The sequence below is a fragment of the Herbaspirillum sp. SJZ099 genome, from assembly GCF_007828355.1.
GTDB lineage: Bacteria > Pseudomonadota > Gammaproteobacteria > Burkholderiales > Burkholderiaceae_D > Herbaspirillum.
In genome coordinates this window covers 48,057-63,326 of record NZ_VIUO01000004.1, presented here as the reverse complement: position 1 = coordinate 63,326, position 15,270 = coordinate 48,057, and the positions used below count along the sequence as shown (strand labels likewise).

The following is a 15,270-nucleotide window of genomic DNA, read 5'->3' as shown; positions in this document are numbered from 1 at the left end:
GCTGGGCGAAAGCCCGGTTACTTCTTGAACTTGGCGGCAGTCTCAACCACGCGCGCGCCGAACAGCTTGGCGGTTTCCAGGTCGCCCGGCAGCGGGCCTTCTTCCGGCGAGGAATCCGACGGGCTTTGCGCCATCAGGCCCGAGAAGGAACCGACGAAATTGATGTCGTTGCGCTGCGCAGCCTTGCTGTTGGCCGGCATCAGGCCGGTGCCGACCCAGATCATGCTGTGTTGCATGCCCAGCGTGAACAGGTAGTGCAGGGTCGACAGCTTGTCGCCGTTCATGGTGGCCGAGTTGGTGAAGGCGGCGCCGACCTTGTCTTTCCACTTCTGGCTGAACCAGGGCTTGGACGAGGCGTCGGCGAATTTCTTGAACTGCCACGAAACGCTGCCCATGTAGGTCGGCGAACCGAAGATGATGGCGTCGGCCGCATCCAGCGTCGCCCAGTCGGCGTCGGTGATATTGCCTTCGGCATTGATGGCGATCAGCTCGACGCTGGCGCCGGCAACCGCCGCGGCGCCGGCATGGACTGCTTCGGCCTGCTTCTTGGTATGGCCGTAGCCGGAATGGTAGACGATGGCGACTTTAGTCATGATGTTTCCTTCTCGAGTGGGAGTTTGGGTACTTCAAAAAAACCGCCGGGTGATCGGCTCCGGCGGGTACTGCAACAACAAGGTTTAACGCGGCAGGTCGAACAGTAGCACTTCGGCCTTGTCGCCGCCGTTGATCTCCAGCTTGTCGACTTCGGCCAGCTTGAGCGCGTCGCCGGCTTCCAGCGCCTGGCCGTTGACGCTCACCTTGCCGCGCGCCACGTGCACATAGCCGAGGCGCCCTTGCGGCAGCGTGTAGCTGGCGTGCTGGTCGCCGTCGAACAGGCCGGCGTACAGCAGCGCATCCTGGTTCATGCTGACCGAACCGTCGCGCCCGTCCTTGGAGGCCACCAGGCGCAGCTTGCCGTCCTTGTCGGCGGCCGAGAAATGCGCTTCCTGATAACCGGGCTCGGCGCCGTCCCGATCCGGCATGATCCAGATCTGCAGGAAGTGCGCGCCGCCAACCTGCGAGTGGTTGTACTCGGAATGGCGCACGCCGGTGCCGGCGCTCATGCGCTGCACGTCCCCCGGGCGGATCACGCTGCCGTTGCCCATGCTGTCCTTGTGGGCCAGTTCGCCTTCCAGCACGTAGGAGATGATCTCCATGTCGCGATGGCCGTGGGTGCCAAAACCCTGGCCGGCGGCCACGCGGTCTTCGTTGATCACCCGCAGCGGGCCGAAGCCCATGTGTTGCGGATCGTAATAGTCGGCGAAGGAAAAGCTGTGATACGAATCCAGCCAACCGTGGTTGGCGTGTCCACGATCGTTTGCTTTGCGCAGTTGCATCATGACAACACCCCTTTCAGTGAATTCTGTATGTCTCGGATTGATTCATACAAATTGTTTGTCGATGTAGCCACTATAGACACTATCTTTTTCTGGCATAAGGCCTAAAATTCATACGGCTCATTCAAATAATTTAAACAAGACAGATCCCACCGAGGCGCCCTCTTGAACCTGACCCTGGAATCCCTGCTGATCCTCGACATGATCGACCGCAAAGGCAGCTTCGCCGCCGCCGCGCTGGCCCTGGATCGCGTGCCCTCGGCACTCACCTACAGCGTGCGCAAGCTGGAAGACGACCTGGATGTCTTGCTGTTCGACCGCCGCGGCCACCGCGCCCAGTTGACCCCGGCCGGCCAGCAGTTGTTGCAGGAAGGCCGCCACCTGCTGCTGGCCGCCAACGATCTCGAGCAGCGCGTCAAGCGCACCGCTACCGGACGCGAAACCGAGCTGCACATCGTCCTCAACAGCCTGATTCCGTTCGGCAAGATGCGGCCGATCATCGAGGCCTTCGACCGCGAACAGTCCGGCACCCGGCTGCGCTTCACTCCGGGCGTGCTGACCGGCGCCTGGGAGAAGCTGATCGAAGGCCGCGCCAACCTGGTCATCGGGGTGACGCTGGACGGGCCGGAAATCGTGCGCACCAGCGGGCGCTTTCAGATGCATGAACTGGGTATGGTGGATTGGGTCTTTGCCGTCGCGCCCCACCATCCGCTGGCCCATGCCGCGGAGCCGCTGCCGGCCGAACTGGTACGCAGCCACCGTGCCGTGGCCGTGGGCGACAACAGCCAGTCGCTGCCGACATTGACCATGGGGCTGCTGTCCGGCCAGGAGACGCTGACGGTGGCCACGGTGGCCGACAAGCTGGAAGCGCAATTGGCCGGCCTGGGTTGCGGCCACCTGCCGCGCATCTGGGCCGCGCCTTACCTGGCCAGCGGCGCGCTGGTCGAAAAGCAGACGCTGGCGGCCAAACCCAACGACAATTTCATGATCGCCTGGCCCAAGGCGGAACAGGGCAAATCGCTGAAGTGGTTCATCCAGCATCTGTCGCAGCCGGAGGTGCAACGCTCGCTGCTGGGCCCGGTCGCGCCCGGAAGGAACGCATGAGCGGCAACGCTTACGTCGGCCGCTTCGCCCCCTCGCCCTCCGGTCCGCTGCATGCCGGATCGCTGGTGGCGGCACTGGCCAGCTTCCTGGATGCGCGCATCCACGGCGGACGCTGGCTGGTGCGCATTGAAGACATCGACGAAACCCGCACCGTGCCCGGCGCCGCCGACGGCATCATAGCGACGCTGGCGGCGCTGGGCATGCATTCGGACGGCCCGGTGCTGGTGCAAAGCCAGCGCAAGGCCCGCTACCTGGCGGCACGCGAACGACTGGGTGGGCTTGCCTACCCTTGCGGCTGCAGCCGCAAGGAAATCGCCGACTCGCGCGTGGGCATCGCCAGCGATGGCGCGGCCATCTATCCCGGCACCTGCCGCCACGGGCTGGCGCCCGGCAAGGCGGCGCGCACGCTGCGCCTGCGCGTCCCCGACGCCGGCATGCCGGGCGAGCTGGTGCGCTTCGACGATCGCTGGCTGGGGCCGCAGCAACAGCATCTGGCCAGTGAAGTGGGCGACTTTATCCTGCTGCGCGCCGATGGTTTTTGGGCGTACCAACTGGCGGTAGTGGTGGACGATGCCGAGCAGGGCGTGACCGATATCGTGCGCGGCGCCGACCTGCTGGATTCGACCGCACGCCAGATCTACCTGCAAGGCCTGCTGGGCTATCCGACGCCGCGCTACCTGCATGTGCCGCTGCTGATGAATGACGTGGGCGAAAAATTTTCCAAGCAGAACGGCGCGCAGGCGATCGATCTCCACCGGCCGCTGGATGAGTTGCAACGGGCCGCGACGTTCCTGGGATTGGATACGGCCGCAGCGCATGACAGGGAGGGCTTCTGGCGCCTGGCGCTGGCGGCCTGGGATGTGCGCTTCGGCGCCGGATGACGCGACCTAACGCCACCCGGCCGCCATCGCGATGCCACAAAAAAAGTCCGCATAATGCGGACTTTTTTGCGGACTTTACGGACTTGGATCTTGAACCGGAGCGGCTCAGCGCTTGGGCATGCCACCCAGCAGCGCCGCTACCTTAGGCTTGGGACGATTCGACTTGGGCAGGATTTCCGGCTTGGTGGATACCTCTGCGGCACCGGTCGGCTCGTAAGGCTTGAGGAACCATGGATCCACCTTTTCGCGACGCGACACCGGGGCGCCGCCGTCGCGGCTGCGCTCGCTCCGCTCGGGACGGCCGGCGCGTTCACTGCGCTCACCGCGAACGCTGCGTTCGCCGCGCTCCGCACGCTCATGGCGCTCGCGCGTGCGCGGGACGAAGCCGGCCAGTTCCGCGCGTTCGAATTTCTTCTTGATCAGCTTTTCGATATCGACCAGCAGGCGCTCGTCCTTATCGCAAAACAGCGAGATGGCATCGCCCGATGCGCCGGCGCGACCGGTACGGCCGATGCGGTGGACGTAATCCTCGGCGTTGTAAGGCAGGTCGTAGTTGATCACGCATGGCAGTTCGGCGATATCGAGACCACGGGCGGCCACGTCGGTCGCCACCAGCACTTCGATCTGGCCTTGCTTGAAGGCTTCCAGCGCGGCCATGCGCTCGGACTGGCTCTTGTCGCCGTGAATGGCCGAGGCCTTGATGCCATCGCTTTCCAGCTGGCGCGACAGGCGCGAGGCGCCGATCTTGGTATTGGAGAATACGATCACCTGCTTCAAGCCGCGCTCGCGGATGATGTGGGTGACGGCCTCGAGCTTGGCACTCTCATCCACCTTGTAGATGGTTTGCGTGACGGTCTCGGCGGTGGCGTTGCTGCGCGCGACTTCGATGGTGACAGGGTTGTTCTGGAAGCTGGCGGCCAGCTTCTTGATTTCAGGCGAGAAGGTCGCCGAGAACATCAGGTTCTGGCGCTGCTTGGGCAGCAGGTTGATGATGCGCTGCAGGTCGGGCAAAAAGCCCATGTCAAGCATGCGATCGGCCTCGTCCATCACCAGGATCTGGGTCTGCGACAGGTTCACCGTCTTTTGCTGCACGTGGTCGAGCAGCCGGCCCGGGGTGGCGATCACGATCTCCACGCCGGCGCGCAATGCGGCCGTCTGCGGCGCCATGTCGATACCGCCGAACACCACGGTCGAGCGCAGCGGCGTGAAGCGCGAATAGGCCTTGACGTTCTCGGCCACCTGGTCGGCCAGCTCGCGGGTCGGCGTCAGGATCAGCGCGCGCACCGGATGGCGCGCCGGCGATACGCTGGTGCTGGCATAGGCCAGCAAGCGCTGGATGATCGGCAGCGAGAACCCGGCGGTCTTGCCGGTGCCGGTCTGCGCCGCGCCCATGACATCGCGTCCCTGCAGCACGACGGGGATCGCCTGTGCCTGGATCGGGGTGGGATGGACATAGCCTTGCTCGGCCAAGGCCTTCAGGATATCCGGCGAAAGGCCGAAATCTTCAAAGCGGACGGCGGGTGCAGTCGATGCTGCGGACGCGGACGTGGTGTCGGACATGGTTTATTGCGAACGGTGCGACAGCGCCGCGGCAGCCTGTACAACGGCTCCGATGCATGGGGTGCATGCGCACGGGTTCAATTGCTTTCAGTGTTGAAGAGTATTACGCGAGGCCGGGCCAAATCAACGCGGCGGCTCGCTTCGGATGATGCATCTGCTGACCGGGCCAGTACCTGTTCACACCGAATCTGTGCGTGCCAACGCGCAGAAGGCGCGCCGATGGTATTGCCCGGAAGATCGCTATTATACGCCGCATCGCAACAGGCTTCATGACAGTTTGGTGTCCGCCCCTGCGAAGGCGAGGCAAATCGGCAAAAACATTGCCATTTTGACATCGATATAGACATCCAAAAAAACCGGCGCCGCCCCGTCAAGGCCGCGGCGCCTGCTTCATTGGGCCGGGAAGCCAACCCGCCCGGATCAGCCGATGGTGACGTTGATATCGAGCAGACCGTCGACATGGCCTTCCAGCCGGTCGCCCTTGACCACCGCGCCCACGCCTTCCGGCGTGCCGGTGTAGATCAGGTCGCCCGGGAACAGCTCGACCAGGCCGGACAGGTAGGAAATGGTTTCCGCCACGCTCCAGATCAGGTCGGACAAATCGCCCTGCTGGCGCACTTCGCCATTGACCTTGAGCCAGACCGCGCCCTTGTCGGGATGGCCGACCTTGGATACCGGCAGCAGCGGCGCGCACGGCGCCGACTGGTCGAAGCCCTTGGCCATGTCCCAGGGACGGCCCAGCTTCTTGGCGGCGGCCTGGATATCGCGACGGGTCATGTCGAGCCCGACGGCATAGCCGAACACCAGTTCCAGCGCCTTTTCCACCGGCACGTCGCGCCCGCCCCGGCCCAATGCCACCACCATCTCGATCTCGTGGTGATAGTCGCTGGTGGCCGCCGGATAAGGCACCACCGAATCGGTCGGCACGATGGCGTCGGCCGGCTTCATGAAGAAGAATGGCGGTTCGCGGTCCGGGTCATGGCCCATCTCGCGGGCGTGGGCGGCGTAGTTGCGGCCGACGCAATAGATGCGGCGCACCGGGAAAGGATCGCCGCCAACCACGGGAATAGTGGACTGGACAGGCGCGGGGATGGCGAAACTCATCGGGAAGACTCCGTAGTGGATGGTGGCCGGTCGAGCGGCCATTTCTGCATTTCTCAATCTATGACGGCGCGGCGCACTGGCGTCGCCTTGCCGGTGCCCAGTGTAAAAGAAAAGGCGCAGGGCTGCTTGGCACTGCCCTCACGGCCCTGCCGCCAATGCCGCCGGCCAGGAACCTGTTCCCGATCTCGCGCGGAAACAGGTTCCAAGATATAGGCGGCAATTCCGGCTGTAATCCGCTGGATAAAAAACGGCGAATTTGGGACACTTGCGGCAGCACAACGCGCGGCGCCGGGTATTGCCGGCCACTCCGCTTTTTTCATTGCAGCAGACCAAGCCTCCATATTCCTATGCGTCAACAAGCAAATGCCGCCACCATCCTGTTGCAACAGGCGCTGGCGCTGCATCAGAAGGGCCAGATGGCGCCCGCCGAAGCACTCTACAAAAAAGCGCTGGCCAAAGCGCCCGGCCACTTCGAAGCCAACTACCTGTACGGCATGCTCAAGCTGCACCAGGAGGATTGGGACGCTGCCGAAATGCAGTTGGGAAAAGCGATCAAACTCAATCCGCGGCACGTGGATACCTATTTCGACCATGCCGGCGCGCTGGAACACCTCGGCCGTGACCAGGATGCCGTCCAGAGCTACGACCGCGTCATCGAACTCAAGCCCGATTTCGCCGATGCCTTCATCAAACGCGCGCAGGTGCTGCGGCGGCTTGGGCGCAGCCGCGACGCCCTCGCGGACTGCGACAAGGCCGTGGCGATCGCGCCGGACAACGCCGAGGCCTGGTTCCAGCGCGGCAACTGCCAGTACGACCAGTTCAACTTCCGCGAATCCCAGGAAAGCTACAAGCGTGCGGTGGCGCTGCGGCCGGATTTCATCGAAGCGCTGTTCAACCTGGGCAATGCCCACAAGGACTTTTATCGTTTCGGCGATGCGCTCGAGGCCTATGACCGCGCGCTTGCCGCCGCCCCCGACTTCACCCAGGCGCATATCAACAGGGGTTACGTACTGTTCCGCCTGCACCGCCCCCATGAGGCGCTGGAAGCCTATGATCGCGCCCTGGCGCTGGACGACAGCTCCCATGACCTGTGGTTCAACCGCGCGGCGACGCTGGAAGAGCTGCGCCGCTTCGACGAAGCCAAGGAAAGCTATCGCCGGGCCCAGATGCTCGATCCGGCCACGAACTCGGCGCGCTGGAACGAGGCCTTGATGCAATTGCGCCAAGGCGACTTCCGCAACGGCTGGCAGCAGTACGAAGCCCGCTGGGAAACCCGGCAGATGCAAGACCAGCGGCGCAGCTTCCAGCAGCCCCTGTGGCTTGGCCAAGAATCCCTGCAAGGAAAAACCATCCTGCTGCATGCCGAACAAGGTTTCGGCGACACCTTGCAATTTGCGCGCTACGTGTCGGTAGTCGCGGCAAAAGGCGCCAAGGTCATCCTTGAGGTACAGCCGGCGCTGGAACGACTGATGCGCACTGTACCCGGCGTGAGCGAGGTAGTCGCCCGCGGCGGCGCGTTGCATCGCGCTTTCGATTTCCACTGCCCGCTGATGAGCTTGCCGCTGGCCTGCCAAACCTTTTCCGAAGACGCCATCCCGCGTGCGCCTTACCTGAGCACCGACCCCGGCCAATGGGCCGCTTGGCACCGGCGCCTGCCGCAAAACCGCGCCTTGCGCGTGGGGCTGGCCTGGTCCGGCAGCTCGCAGTCGACCGATCCCAGCGCGGTGGCCATCGATGCCATGCGTTCGGTTGCGTTTGCCGAGCTGGCCCCCATCGTGGAACTGGCGCGCAGCCGGGGCGGCGTCGAGTTCGTCTCGCTCCAGGTGGGCGAGGCTGCCGTCGCGCAGTTGCAAGCGCATCCGCTGCGCGACCGTGTGCACGACTTCTCCGCCCAGTTGACCGACTTTTCCGAAACCGCCGCACTGGTTGCCAATCTCGACCTGGTCATCAGCGTCGACACATCGGTGTGCCATCTCGCCGGCGCGCTGGGCAAGCCGGTCTGGCTGCTGGATCGCTTCAACGGCTGCTGGCGCTGGCAGGTCGACCGTACGGATTCGCCCTGGTACCAGAATTTCACCATCTTCCGCCAGGATACCCAAGGAGATTGGAGCGGCGTCGTAGCGCAAATGCAGGAAGCGCTGACGCTGCACCTTGCCGGCGAATAAGCCCGCAAACGCCATCGCGCCGGATCAGTCGCCGGGTTGCTTCCTGCAGGCAATCCGGCTTTTTCACGCCTCGCGCCAGCGGACTACCCATCGACCAGACGTGCGCCCGGAACCTGTGCCGGCATGCGGCCTCATAACAGGCAGGACAGGCAGGAAATTGGTTATCCTCTTCGTACCCTTTCGTATCTCTTGATACCTTTGACACAACATGGATGGCGGCGCCACCCACCGCCATCCCGCAACGACAAGGACCACGGGAATGCAGACTGGCCAACCGAGCAGCAACGCCACCACCCATGCCGGCCACGGCGAGCATGCCGACGGCCCGCGCCTGCTAGCCGATATCGGCGGCACCAACGCGCGCTTCGCCCTGGAACCCGGGCGGGGCCGCATCGAAGCCATCAAGACCCTGTCGGCTGCCGATTACCAGGAATTCACCGATGCCGTACAGGCCTACCTGCAACAAGCCGGCCAGCCGCCGGTACGGCATGCGGTAGTGGCCATCGCCAATCCGGTGCAAGGCGACCAGATCAAGATGACCAACCATGACTGGGCGTTCTCGATCGAAGCGGCGCGCCAATTGCTGCGCCTGGACACGCTGCTGCTGGTCAACGATTTCACCGCGCTGTCGATGGCGGTGCCGCGCTTGGCCGCATCCGAACTGCAGCAAGTGGGCGCAGGCCAGGCCGTAGCCGGCAGCCCCATCGGCCTGGTCGGCGCGGGCACCGGCCTGGGCGTGGGCGGCCTGGTATATGGCGGGGAGCGCTGGCTGCCGCTGGCCAGCGAAGGCGGGCATGTGTCCTTCTCGCCGGCCAATCCGCGTGAGGCCGCAATTCTTGCCTATGGCTGGCGTACTTACGAGCATTTGTCGGCCGAGCGGCTGGTATCGGGGCCGGGGCTGGAACTGATCCACCAGGCGCTGCGCGACATCGAAGGGCTGCCAAGCGAAGCGCTCAAGGCGGAACAGATCGTGGAACGCGGCCTGCGGCAAGGCGATCCGCACTGCAAGGAAACCGTCGATATTTTCTGCAGCATGCTCGGCACCGTGGCGGCCAACCTGGCGCTCACGCTGGGCGCGCTGGGCGGCATCTACATCGGCGGCGGCGTGGTGCCGCATCTGGGCGATTACTTCGCGCGTTCGCCGTTCCGCCCGCGTTTCGAGAACAAGGGGCGCATGTCGGCGCTGACAAGAAAGATCCCGACCTTCGTGATTACCGCCGACTATCCGGCCTTCATCGGGGTGTCCGCCATCCTCGGAGACAAGCTGGGCGACAAGCGCGCTGCATAACCGAAGCTAGCGGGCCGAATGCGCGGCACACCAACGTTGCCTGAGGTTCAAGGCGTTTGGCAGGCGATGTAGACGACGGGAGAGAAGAAAGAGAAGAGGCGAGCCTTGTCTGCGGCACTTGCGGGAAATGGCTGTGGCTGCTTCGTTCCCGACCTGACCAGGTTGACCATGCCACAATGCGCAGGGGCCCGCCGGGGCGAATTGTACTCCATTTCACACTGCCCCGGCCAGCGAATTCGGCATCCCGCCTGCGCCACAATGAAAAGCCGCGCAAATTGTTTATACAATTGCGCGGCTTTTTCAGTCGATGGCCATGCGGCCGATCAGATCCCCAACTGCTGCCAGATATCGTCCACGCGGCGCTTGACCTCGTCGCTCATGGCGATGGGCGTGCCCCACTCGCGGCTGGTTTCGCCCGGCCATTTGTTGGTGGCATCGATGCCCATCTTGCTGCCCAAACCGCTGATGGGCGAGGCGAAGTCGAGATAGTCGATCGGCGTGTTATCCACCATCACCGTATCGCGTACCGGATCGACCCGCGTGGTGATGGCCCAGATCACTTCCTTCCAGTCGCGGATATCGACGTCCTCGTCCACCACCACGATGAACTTGGTGTACATGAACTGGCGCAGGAAACTCCACACGCCGAACATCACGCGCTTGGCATGGCCGGCATACGACTTCTTCATCTGCACCACCGCCATGCGGTAGCTGCAGCCTTCGGGCGGCAAGTAGAAATCGGTAATTTCGGAGAACTGCTTCTGCAGCAGCGGCACGAACACCTCGTTCAAGGCCACGCCCAGCACCGCCGGTTCGTCGGGCGGCTTGCCGGTATAGGTCGAATGGTAGATGGCGTCGCTGCGCATGGTGATGCGGTCGATGGTGAAGACCGGGAACCAGTCCTGCTCGTTGTAATAGCCGGTGTGGTCGCCATAGGGGCCTTCGAGCGCGTGCTCATAGCCCGAAGGATGGTCTGCATCCGGATAGATATGCCCTTCCAGCACGATTTCGGCTGAGGCCGGCACGCGCAACTCGCTGCCCATGGCCTTGACCAGCTCGGTGCGGCTGCCGCGCAGCAGGCCGGCGAACTGGTATTCGGACAGGCTGTCCGGCACCGGCGTCACCGCTCCTAATATAGTGGCGGGATCGGCGCCCAGGGCGACCGCCACCGGATAAGGCTGGCCGGGGTTGGCGATGCAATGCTCGCGGAAATCGAGCGCGCCGCCGCGATGCGCCAGCCAGCGCATGATCACCTTGTTCGGGCCCAGCACCTGCTGGCGATAGATCCCCAGATTCTGGCGTTTCTTGTGCGGCCCCTTGGTAATCACCAGGCCCCAGGTAATCAGCGGCGCCACGTCGCCCGGCCAGCAATGCTGGATGGGCAGACGCGAGAGGTCGACATCCCGGCCTTCCCACACCACATCCTGGCAAGGCGCCGAACTGCGCTCCTTGGGCGCCATGTCCCATAGCGACTTGACCAGCGTCCCCAGGCCCAGCACATCCTTGAAACCCTTGGGCGGCTCCGGCTCTTTCAGGCGCGCCAGCAAGTGGCCGATACGGCGCAATTCCCCGATATCTTCAGCGCCCATGCCCAATGCGACCCGGTGCGGAGTACCGAAAAGATTCGCTAAGACCGGGATATTTTTCTCATCCACACGCTCAAAAAGGAGCGCCGGACCTTCCGCCCGGAGCGTGCGATCGCAGATCTCGGTCATCTCCAGATGGGAGGAAACAGGCAGGGATATGCGCTTTAATTCGCCTTTTTGTTGCAATTTGGAAATAAAATCGCGCAGATCCGTGTATTTCATACTTTTTAACAAATTTCTTTTTGCATGACAGCCGGCTCAGGTATCCCCGGCAAACGCTTGATTCTATTGATTTTTGAAGAAAGGCCACGCTGAAAATGAGACACAAAAGTTATGAAAAACAGTTTTTATAGTATTGACTCGATATAAAGTGACTTCTACAATGCGCCCACCCTAAACGAAAGGGCGTGAGCCAAGAAGCTCAACAGGCTTGAAACAATCACAACAAGCTTGCAAGGTATCCAGGGACCGGGGTCCCAGCAACACAAAGAAGTGTCATCCAAGGCGTCAGCCTTACTCCCCGAAACATCGTCATCCGACGGCACGGCCAGCAGGCCTCGCGGATGACTACTTGCCGTAACGCCTTGCGACGGTAACGTAATAGATTGCAGCAACGCCAGTCCAGCTATCCGGTCTCCACTTCTTGGCCGGCGAGCCCTGTATTTGCCGCAATAACGCAGGAGGTTCAATGTCTAACCAAGCTACCGAGGCGCCTTTAGCAGGCGCCCCGCAGATGGTTCAGCGTGCCGCGCTCTGGAATGCATCCCTGAACGCGCGCATTGGTCAATTTTTCAGCGTTGCCCACCGTGCAATCACGGTACTCGGCATCGCCGCCCTGTTCGTACTCGGGCTGATGTTCTTCAATCCGGACCTGGCCGACAAGCTGATCAGCATGTCGCCCTTCTCGGATTCGGCCGACGACGTGCAAACAGCCGACGCAGTGGCTGTGCCGCCGCTGGCCGAACTGATGTCGCCGGCGGCGCCGGTTCCCACCATTCCGGTGATCGCTGGGGCTGCCGCAACGGCGTCGGCAACCGGCCCGGCAATGTCGGCAGAAGACCGCCAGCTGCTGGGCACGCCTCGCCAGCAGAAGCTGGTGACCAGCTGGCTGGCCAAGCGTTACCGCGTGGCCAACGATGCCGCCGACATGCTGGTATCGGCCACTTACCTGACGGCACGCGACATCAAGCTCGACCCGCTGCTGATCCTGTCGGTGATCGCCATCGAGTCCCGCTTCAATCCCTTCGCCGAAAGCCCGATGGGCGCGCAGGGCCTGATGCAGGTGATGTCCAAGGTGCACCATGACAAGTTCCAGGACCTGGGCGGCATCAAGGCAGCCCTGAATCCGGTTGCCAACATCCGTGTCGGCTCGCAGATCCTGAAAGAATACGTGACCCGCGGCGGCTCCATCGAAGCCGGCCTGAAGTCCTACGTCGGCGCGGCTGACATGGCCAACGACGGCGGCTACGGCGTGAAGGTGCTGTCCGAATACCAGAACCTGAAGCAAGTGGCGATGGGGAAGAACGTGTCGATCTACACCACCGCGACCGTGAAGCTGCCGCCGGCAGCCCCGGCGGTCTCCGCCAGCGCCGAGCCCAAGCCGGCAGCCGCAAACAACGTTGCCTCGGCATCTGCCGCCAAGCCGCGGACGGAAGAACAACTCGCTGCCTTATGAGCGTGTTGCGCTTGAATATTACCGGTATTCAAAACGCAAAAAAGGAGCCTTCGGGCTCCTTTTTCTTTTCCTGCTGCCAACGCCTCGGCAGCCGACGCCATCGATATCCTCCGTATCCTCAGGCCGCCTTGCGGCTGGCGAAGAAGGTTTTCAGGCGCGCCACCGCCTCCTGCAGGTTTTCCATCGACGTCGCATACGACAAGCGGATATAGCGGCGCGCGGTAAAGGGGCCGAAATCCAGGCCCGGCACCAGTACCACGCCCGCTTCGTTGAGCATGTCGAGCGTCAGCCGGTCGGCATCGTCGGACAGCGCACTGCAATCGGCGTAGACATAGAAAGCGCCGTCCGGCACCACCGGCACCTTGAAGCCCAGGCTTTCCAGCGCCGGCACGATATAGTCGCGGCGGCGCTTGAACTCCGCCTTGCGCTCTTCATAGATGGCGATCGACTCGGCAGAGAAGCAAGCCACACCGGCATGCTGGGCAATCGATGAGGCGCAGATGAACAAGTTCTGCGCCAGCTTCTCGATCTGCGGCACCAGGGCCGGCGGCAACACCAGCCAGCCCAGGCGCCATCCGGTCATGTTGAAGTACTTGGAGAAGCTGTTGATCACCACCACGTCCTCGCCCAGCGACAGCGCCGAGAACGGCGTTCCCTCATACGACAGGCCCTGGTAGATCTCATCGACGATGGTGAAGCCGCCGCGCTCGCGCACTTCGGCCACAATGTCGCGCAATTCCCCGGGCAGGATGGAAGTGCCGGTCGGATTGGACGGCGAAGCCAGCAGCACGCCACGGGTGGCCTGGCTCCAGTGCTCGCGCACCATCTGCGCGGAAAGCTGGAAGCGGTGTTCCGGGCCGCTGGCGATCAGCTTGGCCTGGCCTTCGAAAGCCGCGACGAAATGACGGTTGCAAGGATAGCTGGGATCCGGCATCAACACTTGCGCGCCCTTCTCCACCAGCGCGGCACAGGCCAGCAACAAGGCCGCCGAGGCGCCGGCCGTGACCACGATGCGCTCGGGCGCGATCTCCAGTCCGTAGACGCTGCGGTAATGGTCGGAAATCGCCTGCCGCAATTGCGGCAAGCCGGTCGCCGAGGTGTACTGCATCTTGCCGTCGGCCATGGCGCGCGTGGCGGCTTCCACCACCGCCGGCGGCGCGGTGAAGTCGGGTTCGCCGATGCCCATGTGGATGATATGGCGCCCCTGCTGCTCCAGCACGGCGGCCTTCTTGGCCAGCTCCATGACGTGGAAGGGGGCGATGTTATTGAGGCGGGAGGCGAGTTCGTTCAGGCTCATGGAAAATCCGGGAAGCGGGTGGCGCGCCTGGGCGGCAGCGCATGCAACAGAGATGGTGCGGCCGGGCGGCCACCGGGCTTGACGCCGGCCGCCCGAGGCGCCGCGCCGCGAACAAGTGCTTAGCGGCGGCCGGCGCCGACTTCGGTGGCGCGCACTTGCGCCGCGAAGCGATCGAGCACGCCGTTGACATACTTGTGGCCGTCGATGCCGCCGAAAGACTTGGTCAATTCCACGGCCTCGTTGATCACCACTTTGTAGGGAATCTCGATGTGATGTTGCAGTTCGTAGGCGCCGATCAGCAACGCGGCATGCTCTACCGGCGACAGTTCCTTGATGGAGCGGTCGATCAGCGGCGCCAGGCCGGCGCGCAATGCCTGGGCATCGCGGATGGCGCCGTTGAGCAGCGTGTCGAAGTGTTCGGCGTCGGCTTTGTCGAAACCGTGCGCTTCGCGGATGTGGGCTTCGATTGCGCCGCTGTCCTCATGGTTGAGCAGCCACTGGTACAAGCCCTGCAACGCGAACTCGCGCGCCCGGTGGCGCGGTGTGCGATTCTTGTTCGAATTGGCGTGTTGAGATTTGTTCGACATGATGAGTGCGGCGCGAAGCCGTGAATGCTTTACTTGAATGAATACTTGAAACTGCCGGAAAAAACCGCCGCGCTGCTGCCTGTGCAGCGGCGCGGCAACGGCTTATTCCTCTTCGTCGGTCGCCTGGCCCAGCTCTTCCAGGACGATCGACAGGTTCGCCATTTCGACCGCAACGCGGGCCGCGTCGGCGCCCTTCTCGGCCATGCGCACTTCAGCCTGCTCGTCGTTCTCGGTGGTCAGCACGGCGTTGGCGATGGGCACGCCGAAATCCAGCGCGATGCGGCTGATGCCGGCGCCCGATTCGTTGGAAACCAGCTCGAAGTGGTAGGTTTCGCCGCGAATCACCGCGCCCAGCGCGATGAGCGCGTCGAACTGCTCGGTCTCCGCCATCTTCTGCAGGGCCAGCGGGATTTCCAGGGCGCCCGGCACGGTGACGTGCAGGATGTCCTCGTCGGCTACCCCCAAATGCTTCAATTCGGCCAGGCAGGCCGCCAGCAGGCCATGGCAGACGTCTTCATTGAAGCGCGCCTGCACGATGCCGATGCGCAAGCTTTCGCCATTCAAATCCGCTTCAAAAGTTCCAATGGTCATGGCTTTTCCTTATTAGGTTGTTGACTTGCGTGATTGCTGATCTTGGTCGTTCCGTA

Annotated in this window: 13 protein-coding genes and 1 other RNA gene; 5 read left to right on the top strand and 9 right to left on the bottom strand. The window is 63.3% G+C overall.

Features of this window, described 5'->3' with window-relative positions:
- Window positions 1-17 precede the first annotated feature (17 nt).
- A complete protein-coding gene (locus tag FB597_RS10510) occupies window positions 18-593 on the bottom strand; it encodes a flavodoxin family protein (protein ID WP_141911807.1) in 576 nt (191 codons plus the stop codon).
- An 84-nt stretch (window positions 594-677) separates the two neighbouring features.
- Entirely contained in the window at window positions 678-1,379 is a 702-nt protein-coding gene (locus tag FB597_RS10505; protein ID WP_141911804.1) for a pirin family protein, read from the bottom strand.
- A 162-nt stretch (window positions 1,380-1,541) separates the two neighbouring features.
- Between FB597_RS10505 and FB597_RS10500 the strand changes: the two genes are divergently transcribed.
- Both FB597_RS10500 and gluQRS read left to right on the top strand, forming a co-directional pair.
- Window positions 1,542-2,480: a LysR family transcriptional regulator gene (locus FB597_RS10500; protein ID WP_141911802.1), complete on the top strand. Its 939-nt coding sequence runs from the start codon at window positions 1,542-1,544 to the stop codon at window positions 2,478-2,480.
- The gene (gene gluQRS / locus FB597_RS10495) at window positions 2,477-3,361 is read left to right on the top strand and encodes a tRNA glutamyl-Q(34) synthetase GluQRS (RefSeq protein WP_141911799.1); all 885 of its coding nucleotides are present in this window, start codon (window positions 2,477-2,479) and stop codon (window positions 3,359-3,361) included. The genes FB597_RS10500 and gluQRS overlap by 4 nt, the downstream gene beginning before the upstream one ends.
- 105 nt (window positions 3,362-3,466) lie before the next feature.
- Here the strand turns inward: gluQRS and FB597_RS10490 are convergent, their stop codons facing one another.
- On the bottom strand, window positions 3,467-4,921 hold the full coding sequence (locus FB597_RS10490; RefSeq protein WP_141911797.1) for a DEAD/DEAH box helicase: 1,455 nt from the start codon (window positions 4,919-4,921) through the stop codon (window positions 3,467-3,469).
- Window positions 4,922-5,341: 420 nt separating this feature from the next.
- Window positions 5,342-6,025 carry a fumarylacetoacetate hydrolase family protein gene (locus tag FB597_RS10485; RefSeq protein ID WP_144769682.1) on the bottom strand — a complete coding sequence of 228 codons (684 nt, stop codon included), beginning with the start codon at window positions 6,023-6,025 and terminating at the stop codon, window positions 5,342-5,344.
- A gap of 347 nt (window positions 6,026-6,372) precedes the next feature.
- On the opposite strand from FB597_RS10485, the gene FB597_RS10480 reads away from it, so the two are divergent.
- Both FB597_RS10480 and FB597_RS10475 read left to right on the top strand, forming a co-directional pair.
- Complete coding sequence (locus FB597_RS10480) at window positions 6,373-8,190, top strand: tetratricopeptide repeat protein (protein ID WP_141911795.1); 1,818 nt, start codon at window positions 6,373-6,375, stop codon at window positions 8,188-8,190.
- A gap of 259 nt (window positions 8,191-8,449) precedes the next feature.
- On the top strand, window positions 8,450-9,478 hold the full coding sequence (locus FB597_RS10475; RefSeq protein ID WP_141911793.1) for a glucokinase: 1,029 nt from the start codon (window positions 8,450-8,452) through the stop codon (window positions 9,476-9,478).
- A gap of 94 nt (window positions 9,479-9,572) precedes the next feature.
- Here the strand turns inward: FB597_RS10475 and ffs are convergent.
- Window positions 9,573-9,671: signal recognition particle sRNA small type (gene ffs, locus FB597_RS10470), an RNA gene on the bottom strand.
- A 130-nt stretch (window positions 9,672-9,801) separates the two neighbouring features.
- The gene (gene ubiD, locus FB597_RS10465; protein WP_141911791.1) at window positions 9,802-11,286 is read right to left on the bottom strand and encodes a 4-hydroxy-3-polyprenylbenzoate decarboxylase; all 1,485 of its coding nucleotides are present in this window, start codon (window positions 11,284-11,286) and stop codon (window positions 9,802-9,804) included.
- Between the two features lie 466 nt (window positions 11,287-11,752).
- Between ubiD and FB597_RS10460 the strand changes: the two genes are divergently transcribed.
- Entirely contained in the window at window positions 11,753-12,739 is a 987-nt protein-coding gene (locus FB597_RS10460; RefSeq protein ID WP_141911789.1) for a transglycosylase SLT domain-containing protein, read from the top strand.
- 118 nt (window positions 12,740-12,857) lie between these two features.
- On the opposite strand, the gene FB597_RS10455 is transcribed toward FB597_RS10460, so the two are convergent.
- The 3 genes from FB597_RS10455 to ribH all read right to left on the bottom strand — a co-directional run bounded on the left by FB597_RS10455 (window position 12,858) and on the right by ribH (window position 15,214).
- Window positions 12,858-14,036, bottom strand: coding sequence for a pyridoxal phosphate-dependent aminotransferase (locus tag FB597_RS10455; RefSeq protein WP_144769501.1), 1,179 nt, complete (start codon window positions 14,034-14,036; stop codon window positions 12,858-12,860).
- A 119-nt stretch (window positions 14,037-14,155) separates the two neighbouring features.
- Window positions 14,156-14,623, bottom strand: coding sequence for a transcription antitermination factor NusB (gene nusB / locus FB597_RS10450; protein WP_141911784.1), 468 nt, complete (start codon window positions 14,621-14,623; stop codon window positions 14,156-14,158).
- Between the two features lie 102 nt (window positions 14,624-14,725).
- A complete protein-coding gene (gene ribH / locus FB597_RS10445; protein ID WP_141911781.1) occupies window positions 14,726-15,214 on the bottom strand; it encodes a 6,7-dimethyl-8-ribityllumazine synthase in 489 nt (162 codons plus the stop codon).
- Window positions 15,215-15,270: the final 56 nt, after the last annotated feature.